The sequence below is a fragment of the Pedobacter borealis DSM 19626 genome (assembly GCF_000708285.2).
GTDB lineage: Bacteria > Bacteroidota > Bacteroidia > Sphingobacteriales > Sphingobacteriaceae > Pedobacter > Pedobacter borealis.
The window spans coordinates 1-15053 of the sequence record NZ_JAUG01000061.1; the positions used below are offsets into that span (position 1 = coordinate 1).

The window sequence follows — 15053 nt, forward strand, 5'->3', positions numbered from 1 at the left end:
CATTTTGTGGCGTTTTAATCAAGTTTTCTGTTAAGACGGTCGTCACCCTGAATTTATTTCAGGGTCTTTCACGCTAAAAAGATGCTGAAATAAATTCAGCAGGACGATAAAGCTGGATTAGGCGTGTATAAGATATGATTTTCAGCTAATAATTATCGAACTCAGGTTATCACGATTTTGTATTTCCACCCAACTAGGCCGTAGCACCGTATCCCCGTTCTAATAAATACGGTCTAACAAATTTTTCGGGCCGCACTGCTCAAGCCAACCCACTAGCTTCAAAAGAAAACGGCGAAGCCCTCATGAATGCAGCTGAAAACTATAATACAAATGAATAAATTTTCAGCCGATGTTTTTTGTTTTTTCATGGGCCTTTATGTTTTCAACGGCATTCAAGCTAGCTATGCTGGTTTTTTTGACACCGAAAAGAAAGAAGCCTGTCCGGCTAGGACAAATAAAACACTCCGTCCTGCGGACACCCCTCGAAAAGAGGGGAATTATATACCGTCTGAAATTTAAACGTCATTTATATTGATTTTTACAAAATAAATTACCCCTCAGGATGACAATGTTTTTTGTTTTCTCCTTAACTTAATAACATTGGGATACCGCTTTGCCAAGGGCTAAATTGGTTAGGCCTGTTGCACGGAAAACCCCTCATTTAGCAATAACAGGTGTGATCTAAACCCGACCTTAGCGGGATGCCACAATTTTTTCAATTGGGGCAGAAGCGGGGGCGGGGCTGCTTCCTCCACAGGTACTGAACTATACATTTCCAAAAACCTTTTATCTGGCTGTAAGAGTTTGAAATACAGGTAGAAAGAATGTGTACGGATATAAAATCCGTGTTTATCTGTGTGCATCTGTGATTAAAAACGCTTAAATAATGCCATTTGACGTTGCCTGCAAGGCATAAGCCGAAAACATCCATTTTTTTGGTTTTTTGGAAACGAAAGAGCGGTTTTTCATGGCTGATTATTTCCTGCTGTTCGCTGTAGCCCTCATACTTCGGGGCTGCCGCTACCATCAGGTTTAATTAACTTGGGCTGGTGGTTCTTGGGCTAGGTTGCTTTTCTAACGTCGAATTACTCCCCTCCTTGTTTTAAGGAGAGGTGCCCGTAGGGCGGGGTGGTTAAATAATACGAATAAGGAGTTCATTACTAGCGTCCTTTAAATTTATGGGAAAAATTGGGCGGAGGTGACACTTTTGGGTAATATATTTTTAACCCACTTATTATCAGTTGTTAATGGCTTTTTTCTTGTGCTGATAGTCTTATTCTAACTATATTGTGAGACCATTATGGTAACAAAAGAGATGTGGAAAACTTTTTTGTGGTAAAAAGTGGTAAAAAGTGGTAGAACTATTTACTTTTACACTAGATATAAAGTGTAGATACCACTATGACCCAACTTTTAGGAGAATTCGATTGTAAACTTGACGCAAAGGGCCGCCTTATGGTACCTGCTGCGCTTAAGAAACAATTGCCTGAATCTGAGAAAGAAGGGTTGATTATTAACCGTGGTTTTGAGAAAAACCTGGTGATCTATCCTAAAAGTGTATGGGATGCCGTTGTGGCCGATCTTGCCAAGCTTAATATTTACGATCAGGAAAACAGGGCCTTTGTGCGGGCTTTTACGCGTGGGGCAACCGAGCTTTCGCTTGATGCTGCCGGCCGTGTGCTTTTGCCGAAATCTTTGGTAGAATATGCGGGTATCGGTAGTGATCTTGTTCTGGCCTGCCAGTTGGATCGTATCGAGGTGTGGGATAAAAAAGCATACGAAGATATTTTTGATGATGTTCCGGCCAATTTTGCAAGTCTTGCCCAAAAAGTAATGGGCAATAAGAAAGGAGGAGCAGATGGCGAATAATTACCACATTCCTGTGATGTTGCAGCCTTGTATTGATGGCTTGAATATTAAACCTGATGGTGTTTATGTTGATGTAACCTTTGGTGGTGGTGGTCATTCGAGAGAGATTTTGAAACATCTTGGACCGAAAGGAAGATTGATCGCATTCGATCAGGATCCTGATGCCCAGGCGAATATTCCTGATGACGATCGTTTTATTTTTATCGACCAGAACTTCGGTTTTTTGAAAAATAATCTCCGCTTAAAAGGTTTTAAGCAGGTTGATGGTATTCTGGCTGATCTTGGGGTTTCCTCGCATCAGTTTGATGTGCCACAGCGTGGCTTCTCTATCCGTCATAATGCCGATCTGGATATGCGTATGGATCAGCATCGCGATTTAACGGCTGCCGAAATATTGAATACCTATACAGAGGATAAGCTGCATAAAATCTTTGGGATTTATGGAGAAGTGAAGAATGCTAAATCGCTGGCCCGTGCCATCGTGACTTCGCGTTTAGAGCAGCCTTTTACCGATATCGACAGTTTGAAGTCGGCAATTGCCGGTTATATCCCGAAAGGAAAAGAGAATAAATATCTGGCGCAGGTGTTTCAGGCGTTGCGCATAGAGGTGAATGCTGAAATCCAGGTGCTTGAAGATTTTCTATTGCAGGCTGCTGATGTGTTGAAGCCGGGCGGTCATTTAGTAGTGATGTCTTATCATTCTTTAGAAGATAGGCCGGTTAAAAACTTTATGGCGAAAGGTAAATTTCAGGGTGAGGTAGAAAAGGATTTTTTTGGAAACCAGCAGAAACCATTTAATGTAATTACACGCAAAGCGATAATTGCCACTGATGAGGAGATTGCTCAAAACAATAGGGCCCGCAGTGCGAAACTAAGAATTGCAGAAAAGATATGAACAGGTTTAGGGAAGAGATAGAAGAAGAAGAAGAAGTTGGGCCTGAACCAGAGTTAAAAGCTGCGCCCAAAAGGCCAAAGACTGCTGAAGAAAAAATGGATAGCAATTCATTTATCAGTAAGCTTTTTAATGATGGATTAGTAAGTAAAGAGGCGGCAACTGATGCTTTGCCTTATTTGTGTTTTCTGGCACTCTTGGGAATGATTTACATTGCTAACAGCCACTTTGCGGTAAACAATGTTCGCCGGATTGATAAATTAAATAAAGAAGTAAAAGAATTAAGATGGGAGTATAAATCCCTTAAGGCCGACCTGATGTTCAAGAGTAAACTGACAGAGGTGGCCAAAAAGGTAGATACCCTTGGGATAAAAGAACTGATTGAACCACCAAAAAAAATAATTGTTAAAAGCGATGAATATTAGAGCAAACATCTTGCTTCGTGTATATCTGGCATTTGGCTTAATTGTGCTTTTTGCTTTCGCGGTGTTTTTACGCCTCGGTCAGGTACAATATGTGCAAGGGAAAAAATGGAAAGCTATGGCAGATAGTCTTTCTACACGGTATGTAAATGTGGAGGCTACCCGTGGGAATATCTATTCTAACGATGGAAGCTTGCTGGCTACTTCGATACCGGAATACGAACTGCGTATGGATATGTTTGCTGGAGGTATTGCCGATGATAAAGTATTTAACGAGAAAGTAGATTCACTGGGTTATAAATTAGCTCTGCTCTTTCAGGATAAAACGGCTAAGGAATATGCTAGATACCTGCGTAAAGGTCGTCAGGACAGCTCGCGCTATTTACTGATTCACCGAAAAGTGGGTTATGCTGATCTTAAAGCCATCAGGACTTTTCCATTATATAACATCGGTAAGTTTAGTGGCGGTTTAATTGCAGTTCAGCAGAATAAACGGATTCTTCCTTTTCAAGCTTTGGCTGCCCGTACCATTGGTTATAAAAACGAAAATGTTAAAAATGGCGTGGGTTTAGAGGGCGCCTATAAAGAGTATATCAACGGCGAAACCGGGAAAAGGTTGATGCAGCGCATCGCTGGGGGTGTTTATATCCCGGTAAACGAGGAGGCTGAAGTGGCTCCGAAAGATGGTGCTGATATTATTTCGACCATTGATGTGAACATGCAGGATCTGGCCCAGAGTGCGTTGGAAAAGCAGTTGATCAAATCGCAGGCCGATCATGGTACAGTAATCCTGATGGAAGTGGCAACAGGTGAGATCCGGGCGGTAGCTAATTTCTCTAAGGTAGAGGAAGGGGTGTATAAGGAGAAATTTAACTATGCCATCGCGGGTAACCAGGATCCAGGATCCACCTTTAAATTAGCCTCATACATGGCGCTTTTAGAAGATAAATTGATCGATACGAATACCATGATCGGTACTGGTTATTATCAGATCCCTGGAAAACTGATTACGGATTCACATCCAAAAATTGAAACGGTTACAGCAAAAAAAGCCTTTGAAACCTCTTCCAATGCTGCAATCGCAAAGCTGATCAACACGCATTATGGCAGCGATCCGATGAAATTTACAGATCACCTATATGATTGGGGGCTGAACAAAAAAATGGAACTGCAGATTCCTGGTGAGGCAATGCCGGTGATCAAAAATCCTAAAGGGAACAAAAGCTGGAACAAAAACATGACGCTGCCGCAAATGGCTTACGGTTACGAAATGATGTTGACACCGTTAAAGATGCTCTCATTGTATAATGCGGTAGCCAACAACGGTAAAATGATAGCACCGATTTTTGTGAAAGAAATCAGAAGGCTGGGTAACCCGATTGAACAGTTTAAAGCCAGGGTGATCAATGATAAGATATGTTCGGATGTTACCCTAAGCAAGATCAAGAAAATGCTTGAAGGTGTGGTTACGGAAGGTAGTGGAAAGCAGATCGTTTATAATCCGCTATATCCAATCGCGGGTAAAACCGGTACTGCCCAGGTGGCTGATGCAAATAAAGGATATAAAGGGAAAAAACAATATCAGGCTTCTTTTGTAGGGTATTTTCCAGCTGATAAACCGAAGTACTCGCTAATCGTAGTAATCAACGATCCAAAAGGTGCTTATTATGGTGCTACGGTTTCGGGCCCTGTGTTCAGGGAAATTGCCGACCGTATTTATGCCAGCGATATGCAGATGTATAACGATGTGCCGACCCGTTTGGTAGGTAATACGGGTAATCCGCCAACAAAAGCAGGACAGAGTAAAGCGACTCAGAAAGTGTATAAAGCATTTGGTTTTAAACCGCTTTTTGCTTCAAAATCTGAGTATTACAATATTATAGATACCAGTGCAGGAACAATTTTTCAGGAAAATAACGAGCGCAAAGGGGTGATGCCAAATGTGGCAGGAATGGGGTTGAAAGATGCATTGTACCTTTTGGGAAATGCGGGTTTGAAAACAAAGGTTTCGGGTTCTGGAAAAGTGGTCAGTCAATCCATCATCGCTGGAACAAAGGTGGGTAAAGGATTGGGTGTACAGATAGAGCTGAATTAAGGTAAAAGGTATAGGGTTTAAGGTCTTGCTACCCGATACTAAACAGAGGTAGAAGGTGAGGGTAGAAAGGTTTAAGGTCTTGCTACTTGATACTTACTACTCGATACTAAAAGAATAAAAAAATGCAATTACAGGGTTTACTTTATGGCGTAACGATTAAAGAATTGGTTGGTAAAACCGATAGGGAAATCAACGCGCTGAATTTCGATTCGCGTAAAGTAAGTAAAGATGATATCTTTTTTGCTATAGTAGGTACTGTAGCAGATGGACACCAGTTTATTGAGCAGACTATTCAGCAGGGGGCAGGTGTAATTATCTGTGAAAATTTACCAGAGATCGATGATTTTACCGTTACCTACATCAAGGTAGAAAACACTTCTGTGGCTTTGGGTATCATTGCCGGGAATTATTTTGAAAATCCATCGGCAGATCTGAAACTGATCGGCATAACAGGAACCAACGGAAAAACCACCATTGCTACTATTCTTTTTAAATTATTTAAAGATTTAGGTTACAAAACCGGGCTTTTATCAACGGTAGAGAATTATATCAATGATATGGTAGTGGCGGCAACGCATACCACACCAAATCCGATCGTATTAAACCAGCTCTTAAGAGAAATGGTCGATGCGGGTTGCGATTACTGTTTTATGGAAGTAAGCTCACATGCAGTTTCTCAGCACAGGATTGAAGGCTTGACTTTCTCAGGTGGTGTATTTTCTAATTTAACACACGATCATTTAGATTTTCATAAAACTTTTGACGCTTACCTGAAAGCTAAAAAAGCATTTTTTGATGTACTGCCTAAATCGGCATTTGCATTGACCAATATTGACGATAAAAACGGAGTGGTGATGCTGCAGAATACAAAAGCGCATAAAAAAACCTATGCGCTTAAACAACTGGCCGATTTTAAAGCAAAAATTATCGAAAACCAGTTTAGTGGCCTGCATTTAGATATCGATAACGAAGACGTTTACTTCAAGCTTGTAGGCTCTTTTAATGCATACAATTTATTGGCCGTGTATGGAACAGCCATTTTGTTGGAACAGGATAAGTTAAAGGTGCTGACTTTGTTGAGCCGTTTATCAGGCGCTGAAGGAAGATTTGATTACATCACCTCTGCGGATAAGATTATAGGTATTGTAGATTATGCGCATACGCCAGATGCTGTTCAGAATGTGTTGAGCACCATCGCCAATATCCGTAAAGGTACTGAACAGGTAATCACAGTGATTGGCTGTGGTGGAGACAGAGATAAAACCAAACGCCCTATTATGGCCCAGGTAGCCTGCGATTGGAGCGATAAAGTGATCTTAACCTCCGACAATCCCAGAACGGAAGACCCACAGACGATTATCAGCGAAATGGAAGCAGGCGTGTCACCGACCAATAAGCGTAAAACCTTATCCATTTTAGATAGAAGAGAAGCAATAAAAACAGCATGCCATTTAGCGCAGCCGGGAGATATTATTCTTGTTGCTGGTAAAGGGCATGAAAAATACCAGGAAATTAATGGCGTAAGGAACCATTTTGATGATAAAGAAATTTTACTTGAACAATTAAAACCAATCAGCTAATGTTATATTTATTATTCGAATACCTGCATAAGCATTATGATATACCTGGGTTAAGGTTGTTTCAGTACATCACTTTCCGTGCATCTATCTCTATTATTTTGTCATTGATCATTACCACCGTTTACGGGCGCAGGCTAATTGATTATTTGCATAAAAAACAGGTGGGAGAAACGGTAAGGAATTTAGGTTTAGAAGGACAGATGCAAAAACAAGGTACGCCAACAATGGGTGGTATCATTATTTTGCTGGGTATTCTTATTCCGACCCTGTTATTTGCCAATATTTCCAATATCTACGTCATTCTGATGATCATCACTACCATTTGGATGGGTGCAATCGGGTTTCTGGATGATTATATCAAGGTTTTCAAGAAAAACAAAGAAGGTTTAGCTGGCCGGTTTAAGGTGGTTGGCCAAGTGGGTTTAGGTCTGATTGTTGGGACTACGATGTATTTTCACCCCAATATTGTGGTAAGGGAAACTGTTCAGGATAATGTTAAGAGCACTTCTACGGTTCCTATGGTATTACGTCAAAAGGGAGAAACCTTTTATTATACACAAGATGTAAAATCGACTAAAACCAATATGCCTTTTTATAAGAACAATGAGTTCGATTATGCCAAGGTATTGAAATTTTTAGGTGGCGATTACCAGAAATATGCATTTATCATATTCCTCATCTTTACCGTATTTATCATTACAGCGGTTTCAAATGGCGCCAATATCACCGATGGTATTGATGGCTTAGCCACTGGAACATCAGCAGTAATCGGGATTACCCTGGGTATTCTGGCCTATATATCCGGTAATACCATTATGGCCGATTACCTCAATATAATGTATATCCCCAACTCCGGAGAGCTGATGATTTTTGCGGGGGCTTTTGTTGGTGCATGTGTAGGTTTTCTTTGGTATAACTCTTACCCGGCCCAGATTTTTATGGGCGATACCGGAAGTTTGGCTATCGGCGGTATTATTGCCGCATTTGCATTGATGATCCGTAAAGAGCTTTTGATCCCGATTTTATGTGGAATATTCCTGGTAGAACTGGTGTCGGTAATTATGCAGGTATCTTATTTTAAATATACCAAGAAGAAATTTGGCGAAGGCCGCAGGATTTTCCTGATGTCGCCTTTGCACCACCATTACCAGAAAAAAGGATACCACGAAGCCAAAATTGTAACCCGCTTCTGGATTATCGGAATTATGCTGGCCATTATGACCATTGTAACATTGAAACTGAGGTAAAAAGCTGAAAGACTAAAGCTGAAAGGCAAAAGATAGAATAATAATTAAAATACCCTTAGTGGTAAATAAAAAATAAGGTAAAAAATTAAAATGTGATGGTATCCGGTCTTGATACTTGATACTTATCACTTGATACTAAAAAATAATAATGAGCACGAATAATATCACATCAAGCAATACTAAGTCAGCGATGACCGGGCAGGGCCGTGTGGTTATTCTTGGTGCCGGCGAAAGTGGAGTTGGCGCTGCAAAATTGGCTCAGGCAAAAGGTTTCGATGTTTTTGTTTCCGATTACGGGGTAATTACCGATAAATATAAAGCAGCTTTAGAAAAACTTTCCATTCCGTTCGAATCTGAAAAGCATACCGAAGAGTTAATCTTAAATGCAACAGAGGTAATTAAAAGTCCGGGTATTCCGCCTACAGCACCAATTATTAAAAAATTGGCCGCAAAAGGTGTTCCTGTGGTTTCGGAAATTGAATTTGCCAAAAGATATACCAATGCAAAAACCATCTGCATTACGGGTTCAAACGGTAAGTCGACCACGAGTTTATTAACCTATCACATCCTAAAAAATGCAGGTTTAAATGTAGGGCTGGCGGGTAATATCGGACAGAGTTTTGCAGCACAGGTGGCTACAGAAGATTACGAATATTATGTACTGGAAATCTCAAGTTTCATGCTTGATGATATGTTCGCATTTAAAGCGGATATCGCAGTTTTACTTAACATCACGCCAGATCATTTAGATCGTTACGATTATAAACTGGAGAATTATGCTGCATCTAAAATGCGGATTGTTCAAAACCAGACAGCAGAAGATGTTTTCATTTATTGTGCAGATGACGAAGAGAGCCTAAAAGCCGTCGCGTTAATTAAGCCTGTGGCGAAAGCCTTTCCCTTTTCAATTACTAAAAAAGTAGAACTGGGTGCTTATTTAGAAGAAACTACTATACATATCCTTACAGAACCAAATAACCAACTAACGATGTCTATTTCAGATTTAGCCTTACAGGGCAAGCACAACATTTACAATTCTATGGCATCAGGCATTGTGTCTAAAGTTTTAGAATTAAGAAATGAGACCATCCGCGAAAGCATGGGCAATTTCAAAAATATTGAGCACAGGTTAGAGCATGTGGCCAAAATTTCGGGGATCGATTTTATCAACGACAGTAAAGCCACCAATGTGAACTCTACCTGGTATGCTTTAGAGAGTATGACCAGTGATGTAGTATTGATTATGGGCGGTGTTGATAAGGGAAACGATTACAATATGCTTAAAGATCTGGTTAAAAGTAAGGTTAAGGCTATCGTTTGTTTGGGTAAGGATAACAAACGTATCCACGATGCTTTCGAGGATGATGTAGAAGTAATTGTAAATACTTTTTCGGCAGATGAAGCAGCGCAGATTGCTTTCCATTTGGCTAAACGTGGCGATGCGGTTTTGTTATCTCCAGCTTGTGCTAGTTTCGATCTGTTTAAAAATTATGAAGACCGCGGTAACCAGTTTAAAGCGGCAGTTAGAGAATTATAATAGGAGGTAGAATATATGTTCCAAGCACTACTTAATAAAACAAAAGGCGATAGATGGATCTGGCTGATCATCATCCTGCTTTCGCTTATATCCGTAATGGCGGTGTATAGTGCAACAGGTACCTTGGCATATAAAAAAGGCGAAGCAGTAGAAAAGCTTTTACTCACCAAACACTTAATTTTTGTGATGATGGGTATCGGCATGATTTATATCGCCCACTTGCTCGATTACCGCTATTATGCGGGGATTTCGAAGGTGCTGATGATCGTTACCATTCCGTTGCTGTTTTATACGTTAATATTTGGAACCAACTTAAATGATGCTTCCAGGTGGGTTAAAATACCGGTAATCGGATTAACATTTCAGACTTCCGATTTGGCTAAGCTCGCATTGATTACTTTTTTGGCCAGGATGCTAACCAAAAAGCAAGAAAATATTAAAAATGTTAAAGAGTCATTTATACCAATTATGGGTTCGGTTTGTGTGGTGTTTGTTTTAATCGCACTGGCCAACCTATCTACAGCATTAATGCTGTTTGGTGTAAGTATTTTGCTGTTAATTATCGGTAGGATCAGTATTAAACAGATCGCGATTGTTTGTGCAGGTGGCTTTGTGCTCCTGCTGTTTGTTTTCTTTTTGGGTCCAAGAAGAAAAACATACATGTCGCGTATTAATACGTTTATGCATCCTGAAATGCAGCATTCAGATAAAACTTTCCAGGCAGACCAGGCAAAAATTGCCTTGGCTACTGGTGGTGTTTTTGGTAAAGGACCAGGTAATAGTACACAACGCAATTTCCTACCACACCCGTATTCCGATTTTATTTTCGCCATTATTATTGAAGAATGGGGAACAGTGGGAGGAATTGTAATTATGATACTATACCTGGTGCTTTTATACCGATGTATCAAGATCGTAACCCGGGCACCCAAGGCCTTCGGCGCACTCCTGGCAGCCGGACTGAGTTTCAGTCTGACGATACAGGCCTTTGCAAACATGGCGGTAGCGGTAGGGTTGGGGCCGGTAACAGGGGTTCCGCTGCCATTGGTCAGTATGGGGGGTACATCAATGATTTTTACCAGTGTGGCCTTCGGGATTATACTCAGCGTAAGCCGTGATGTAGAAGAAAATGCAAATGCGTTAACAAAAGAAGAAAAAGAGAAAGTAAAAAATAAAATAATAATAGGTGAAATACCGGCAATAGCTTAAGATGAATCGTCATTGCGAGGAAGCATGACGAAGCAATCTATTTAAAAAAATAATAAAGTAAAATTAACCACAGAGGACACAGAGGTTCGCACAGAGACTATGAAGAAATTGTTTATTCAATTGATCAACCCTCAGTGTGAAATCCGATAGGAAAACCTTGGCGCTCTTAGCGCCTTTGTGGTAAACAAAAAAATAAAACTCAGTACCCTCTGTGAAAACTTAGTGTACTCGGTGGTAAAAAAAACAAAATGCTTAGCGTGCTTTGCGAGAAACTTAGCGCTCTTTGCGGTTAAATAATAATTAAAATGAATAATTCCCCAAAAATTATCATATCAGGTGGTGGCACCGGCGGGCATATTTTTCCCGCCGTGGCCATAGCCAATGCGCTAAAACGCATGGTGCCAACCTGTGAGATTTTGTTTGTGGGTGCAATAGGTCGCATGGAAATGGAAAAAGTTCCTGCAGCCGGATATAAAATTATAGGATTAAATATCAGTGGAATGCAACGTGGCTCGATTATTAAAAATCTCGCGCTCCCGTTCAAGGTAATCGGTAGTGTTCGCAAAGCTATGCAGATTATCAATGATTTTAAGCCCGATGCCGTAGTAGGTGTTGGTGGTTATGCCTCAGGCCCACTATTGTATGCAGCCTCTTTAAAAGGAATTCCTTACCTCATCCAGGAACAGAATTCTTATGCCGGAATAACCAATAAATGGTTAGGTAAAAAGGCTTCAAAAATCTGTGTTGCCTTTGATGATATGGATCAGTTTTTTCCAGCTGATAGGATTTTAAAAACAGGAAATCCTGTCCGCCAGGAAGTAGTTGATATTAAAGGAAAACATTTTCAGGGTGCCGAACTGTTAAAGCTTGATCCATTGAAAAAGACCATTATGGTTACCGGTGGAAGTTTAGGCGCAGGCACACTGAATAAAGCGATTGAAAAACATTTACCCGATATCCTTGCTCAAGATGTGCAGGTGATCTGGCAAACAGGTAAATATTACTACAAAGGGATTATTGAAAGATTGGGTTTAGCATATCATCCCAATGTTCGCATCCTTGAGTTTTTAAATAAAATGGACCTCGCTTATGCAGCAGCAGATGTAATTGTGAGCCGGGCAGGAGCCGGAACCATAGCAGAACTTTGTTTGATTAAAAAACCAGTGATATTGGTGCCTTCGCCAAATGTTGCAGAAGACCATCAAACCAAAAATGCGATGGCCCTGGTTAAAAATGGAGCAGCAATATTAATTAACGACCGCTCTGCAGAAGATACTTTGATTAAAGAAGCACTGGCGTTATTAAATAACAAAGAACAGTGTGAAAAACTTTCAGAAAATATAGGTGAAATGGCTTTGCCAGCGGCAGACGAAATTATAGCGAACGAAGTACTGAAACTAATAAAGCGGAAAGACTAAAGTAAAAAGTCCAAAGTCTGAAGGCAAAAATAGGTAGAGAATAAAAATAAATAACATAACTGGAGTATTGAAAGGAAGCTTTAAGCTTTGGTCTTTCAACTTTCAGCTTAAAACAGTAGAAAGGCAGGCTTTAAGCTTTAGTCTTTCCACTTTTAGCTTAAAATAAAATGGAACTAAGTAAAATAAATAGGGTTTTCTTTGTAGGTATCGGTGGTATCGGCATGAGTGCGCTTGCCCGTTATTTTGCTAAACGCGGACAGGTGGTTTGTGGTTATGATAAAACCAGGACTAAACTGACCGAAACCTTAGAGCGGGAAGGCATTCTCATTACGTATCTTGATGAAGCCTCTTCGCTGCCTTGTGCATTTTTGGATGATCATGATGATACCCTTGTGGTTTACACTCCAGCGATTCCAAAAGATGCTAAAATTTTAAACCATTTTATAAATAAAGGTTTTGCACTTAAAAAACGTTCTGAGGTTTTAGGGATCATCGGTAAAGGCATGTTCTGTATTGCGGTTGCGGGTACGCATGGTAAAACCACAACATCATCTATCGTTGCGCATATTTTAAAAGATACCGGCTACGATTGTACCGCTTTTTTAGGTGGGATAACCAGTAACTATAACAGTAATGTGCTTTTTGGTGATAACAATGTAGTCGTGGTAGAAGCCGATGAATATGACCGTTCGTTTCTCACCCTGCATCCCGATGTAGCTGTGGTGACCTCAATGGATGCCGATCATTTGGATATTTACGGAGATAAAAGTCACCTCGAAGAATCTTTCCGTTTGTTTGCAGGCCAGCTTAAAGCCGAAGGCGTGCTTTATGCGCATGAAGGCTTGCTGCTGGAGAAAAGCATCAGCTATGCGGCAAGTTCAACGGCAAGGGCAAAGGCAGAGAATTTAAGGGTAGAAGGATCGAAATTTGTTTTCGATTATACCGATAATACACAAAGTATCAAAGACATTAGTTTAATGCTACCCGGTAAGCACAATGTCGAAAATACAACGGTTGCCATTGCCATTGCGCTGCAATTGGGTATCGATGCAGAAAAAGTAAAACAGGCAGTCGCCAATTTTAAGGGTGTTAAACGCCGCTTCGAATATATTGTGAATAATGGCAATCAGATTTATATTGATGATTATGCACATCATCCTGAAGAACTGAGGGCTTGTTTTGATGCGGTAAGACAGTTGTATCCAGATAAAAAGCTAACGGTGATTTTTCAGCCGCACCTCTTCACACGGACAAGGGATTTTGCTGATGAATTCGCAAAAGTTTTAAGCACGGCTGATGAACTGATGCTGTTGGAGATTTATCCCGCAAGAGAATTGCCGCTTGAAGGGATAAATGCACAGTTTTTATTGGATAAAATCACTTTAGCAGATAAAAAAATATGTGGAAAAGATTTTGTGGTTCAGCATGTTAAGAACACAAAACCTGAATTAATTTTAACAGTAGGTGCGGGAGATATCGACACGATTATCGAACCCCTTAAAAATACTTTAAACAATGCTTAAACGGATAAACTGGAGCGCAATTTTTACTGGCTTTGCCTGGCTGATCAGCTTGGCAGGGGTGGTGGTGCTTTTGAGTTTTATCAATGTGAAGAAACAGACTGTTAAATGCACGGATATTAAGATCCTGATTCCCGGAGCTGATAACTTTATTGAACGGGAAGAAATTGATGCCATTTTAAAAGAAGATCAAGGTGTGCTTTTAGGTCGTAACCTCGAGAATATCAACATCCATAAGATCGAGAAAAAACTGCAGTCTAACCCTTACATCGGTTTTGCTAAAGTATATGTGGATATGGATGGGGTATTACACATTGAAGTAAAACAACGTCAGCCTATTCTGCGCATATTGAACGAAAATGGGCAGGATTTTTACATCGATAATGATGGACTGAAAATGCCTATTTCATCAAACTTCACGGCCAACGTGCTTGTGGCTACAGGGCATATTACAGAGGTTTTTGGAAGCAGAGTTGATACCCTGCACACACAATTGGCAAGAGATTTATATAAAACTGCACAGTACATTAAGAAAGATACCCTTTGGGATGCTCAGATCGAACAGATTGTGGTTGATCAGAAAAACGACATCGAACTGATCCCAAGGGTAGGTAATCAACGTATTGTTTTGGGTAATGCCGATTCGCTTGAAAAGAAAATGAAAAACCTGTTGCTTTTCTATAAAAAAGCAATGCCACAGGTAGGTTGGGATACTTATAAAACCATCAATATTAAATATACCAACCAGATTGTTTGCGAAAAAAGAGATTCGACAGAATTAGGAAAAAAAGGAAAAACAATTTCTGCAGCCGATAGTTTGAGGATACAACGAAACGTAACCGATTCATTGATCAAGAACACAATCGTTGCGGCACTGGATGACCGGCCTGAGGCAGATGAGGCTGAAAAAGAAACGCCTAAAAGGGAAGCGCCAAAAAAGCCCGAAGCTAAAAAAAATGAGCCTAAAAAGGTAGAAGTGCCGAAGGTTGAAGCGAAGAGGACCGAGCCGAAAAAAGCGGAAGTGAAAAAGGCAGCGCCTAAAAAAACGGAAGCAGTTAAAACAGAAGTAAAAAAGCCAGCGGTTGCGCAGGCCACCAAACCAAAGGAAACAAAGCCAGCGGATAAAAAAGAAAAACCGAAGCAAACGGTAACAACACAGCCAAAGCCGGCAAAATCTGAGGCCCAATTGAAGAAAGAGAAAGAAGCAAGAGAGAAAGAAATCAGGGCCCTGGAAAAACAGTATAAAACTCAGCAAAATTAACGA

At 40.5% G+C, this 15053-nt stretch carries 12 protein-coding genes; all 12 read left to right on the top strand.

From position 1 onward, the window contains the following. Positions 1-330: 330 nt before the first annotated feature. Positions 331-519: a hypothetical protein gene (locus tag AW17_RS15710; RefSeq protein ID WP_157280330.1), complete on the top strand. Its 189-nt coding sequence runs from the start codon at positions 331-333 to the stop codon at positions 517-519. A gap of 882 nt (positions 520-1401) precedes the next feature. Next, the gene (mraZ, locus tag AW17_RS15720; RefSeq protein WP_029278037.1) at positions 1402-1869 is read left to right on the top strand and encodes a division/cell wall cluster transcriptional repressor MraZ; all 468 of its coding nucleotides are present in this window, start codon (positions 1402-1404) and stop codon (positions 1867-1869) included. Continuing rightward, on the top strand, positions 1859-2764 hold the full coding sequence (gene rsmH / locus AW17_RS15725; protein WP_029278039.1) for a 16S rRNA (cytosine(1402)-N(4))-methyltransferase RsmH: 906 nt from the start codon (positions 1859-1861) through the stop codon (positions 2762-2764). Before mraZ ends, rsmH begins: the two co-directional genes overlap by 11 nt. Then, positions 2761-3186: an FtsL-like putative cell division protein gene (locus tag AW17_RS15730; protein ID WP_029278041.1), complete on the top strand. Its 426-nt coding sequence runs from the start codon at positions 2761-2763 to the stop codon at positions 3184-3186. The genes rsmH and AW17_RS15730 overlap by 4 nt, the downstream gene beginning before the upstream one ends. After that, positions 3176-5278 carry a penicillin-binding protein gene (locus tag AW17_RS15735; RefSeq protein WP_029278043.1) on the top strand — a complete coding sequence of 701 codons (2103 nt, stop codon included), beginning with the start codon at positions 3176-3178 and terminating at the stop codon, positions 5276-5278. The genes AW17_RS15730 and AW17_RS15735 overlap by 11 nt, the downstream gene beginning before the upstream one ends. Positions 5279-5400: 122 nt before the next feature. Beyond that, complete coding sequence (locus tag AW17_RS15740; RefSeq protein WP_029278045.1) at positions 5401-6858, top strand: UDP-N-acetylmuramoyl-L-alanyl-D-glutamate--2,6-diaminopimelate ligase; 1458 nt, start codon at positions 5401-5403, stop codon at positions 6856-6858. Beyond that, positions 6858-8105 carry a phospho-N-acetylmuramoyl-pentapeptide-transferase gene (gene mraY, locus AW17_RS15745; protein WP_029278047.1) on the top strand — a complete coding sequence of 416 codons (1248 nt, stop codon included), beginning with the start codon at positions 6858-6860 and terminating at the stop codon, positions 8103-8105. The genes AW17_RS15740 and mraY overlap by 1 nt, the downstream gene beginning before the upstream one ends. Positions 8106-8253: 148 nt before the next feature. Then, positions 8254-9642, top strand: a complete 1389-nt coding sequence (gene murD, locus AW17_RS15750; protein WP_083488733.1) for a UDP-N-acetylmuramoyl-L-alanine--D-glutamate ligase — start codon at positions 8254-8256, stop codon at positions 9640-9642. 15 nt (positions 9643-9657) lie between these two features. Then, the gene (locus tag AW17_RS15755; protein WP_029278050.1) at positions 9658-10851 is read left to right on the top strand and encodes an FtsW/RodA/SpoVE family cell cycle protein; all 1194 of its coding nucleotides are present in this window, start codon (positions 9658-9660) and stop codon (positions 10849-10851) included. A 305-nt stretch (positions 10852-11156) separates the two neighbouring features. Next, complete coding sequence (gene murG, locus AW17_RS15760; RefSeq protein ID WP_029278052.1) at positions 11157-12269, top strand: undecaprenyldiphospho-muramoylpentapeptide beta-N-acetylglucosaminyltransferase; 1113 nt, start codon at positions 11157-11159, stop codon at positions 12267-12269. A gap of 167 nt (positions 12270-12436) precedes the next feature. After that, complete coding sequence (gene murC / locus AW17_RS15765) at positions 12437-13792, top strand: UDP-N-acetylmuramate--L-alanine ligase (protein WP_029278053.1); 1356 nt, start codon at positions 12437-12439, stop codon at positions 13790-13792. After that, a complete protein-coding gene (locus AW17_RS15770; protein WP_029278054.1) occupies positions 13785-15050 on the top strand; it encodes a cell division protein FtsQ in 1266 nt (421 codons plus the stop codon). Before murC ends, AW17_RS15770 begins: the two co-directional genes overlap by 8 nt. Positions 15051-15053: the final 3 nt, after the last annotated feature.

What these genes read in the sequence shown, in the direction of transcription:
- AW17_RS15730 (WP_029278041.1), top strand. Translation starts at nt 2,761, where the DNA reads ATGAACAGGTTTAGGGAAGAGATAGAAGAAGAAGAAGAAGTTGGGCCT.
- rsmH (WP_029278039.1), top strand. Translation starts at nt 1,859, where the DNA reads ATGGCGAATAATTACCACATTCCTGTGATGTTGCAGCCTTGTATTGAT.
- murC (WP_029278053.1), top strand. Translation starts at nt 12,437, where the DNA reads ATGGAACTAAGTAAAATAAATAGGGTTTTCTTTGTAGGTATCGGTGGT.
- AW17_RS15735 (WP_029278043.1), top strand. Translation starts at nt 3,176, where the DNA reads ATGAATATTAGAGCAAACATCTTGCTTCGTGTATATCTGGCATTTGGC.
- mraY (WP_029278047.1), top strand. Translation starts at nt 6,858, where the DNA reads ATGTTATATTTATTATTCGAATACCTGCATAAGCATTATGATATACCT.
- murD (WP_083488733.1), top strand. Translation starts at nt 8,254, where the DNA reads ATGAGCACGAATAATATCACATCAAGCAATACTAAGTCAGCGATGACC.
- murG (WP_029278052.1), top strand. Translation starts at nt 11,157, where the DNA reads ATGAATAATTCCCCAAAAATTATCATATCAGGTGGTGGCACCGGCGGG.
- AW17_RS15740 (WP_029278045.1), top strand. Translation starts at nt 5,401, where the DNA reads ATGCAATTACAGGGTTTACTTTATGGCGTAACGATTAAAGAATTGGTT.
- AW17_RS15755 (WP_029278050.1), top strand. Translation starts at nt 9,658, where the DNA reads ATGTTCCAAGCACTACTTAATAAAACAAAAGGCGATAGATGGATCTGG.
- AW17_RS15770 (WP_029278054.1), top strand. Translation starts at nt 13,785, where the DNA reads ATGCTTAAACGGATAAACTGGAGCGCAATTTTTACTGGCTTTGCCTGG.
- AW17_RS15710 (WP_157280330.1), top strand. Translation starts at nt 331, where the DNA reads ATGAATAAATTTTCAGCCGATGTTTTTTGTTTTTTCATGGGCCTTTAT.
- mraZ (WP_029278037.1), top strand. Translation starts at nt 1,402, where the DNA reads ATGACCCAACTTTTAGGAGAATTCGATTGTAAACTTGACGCAAAGGGC.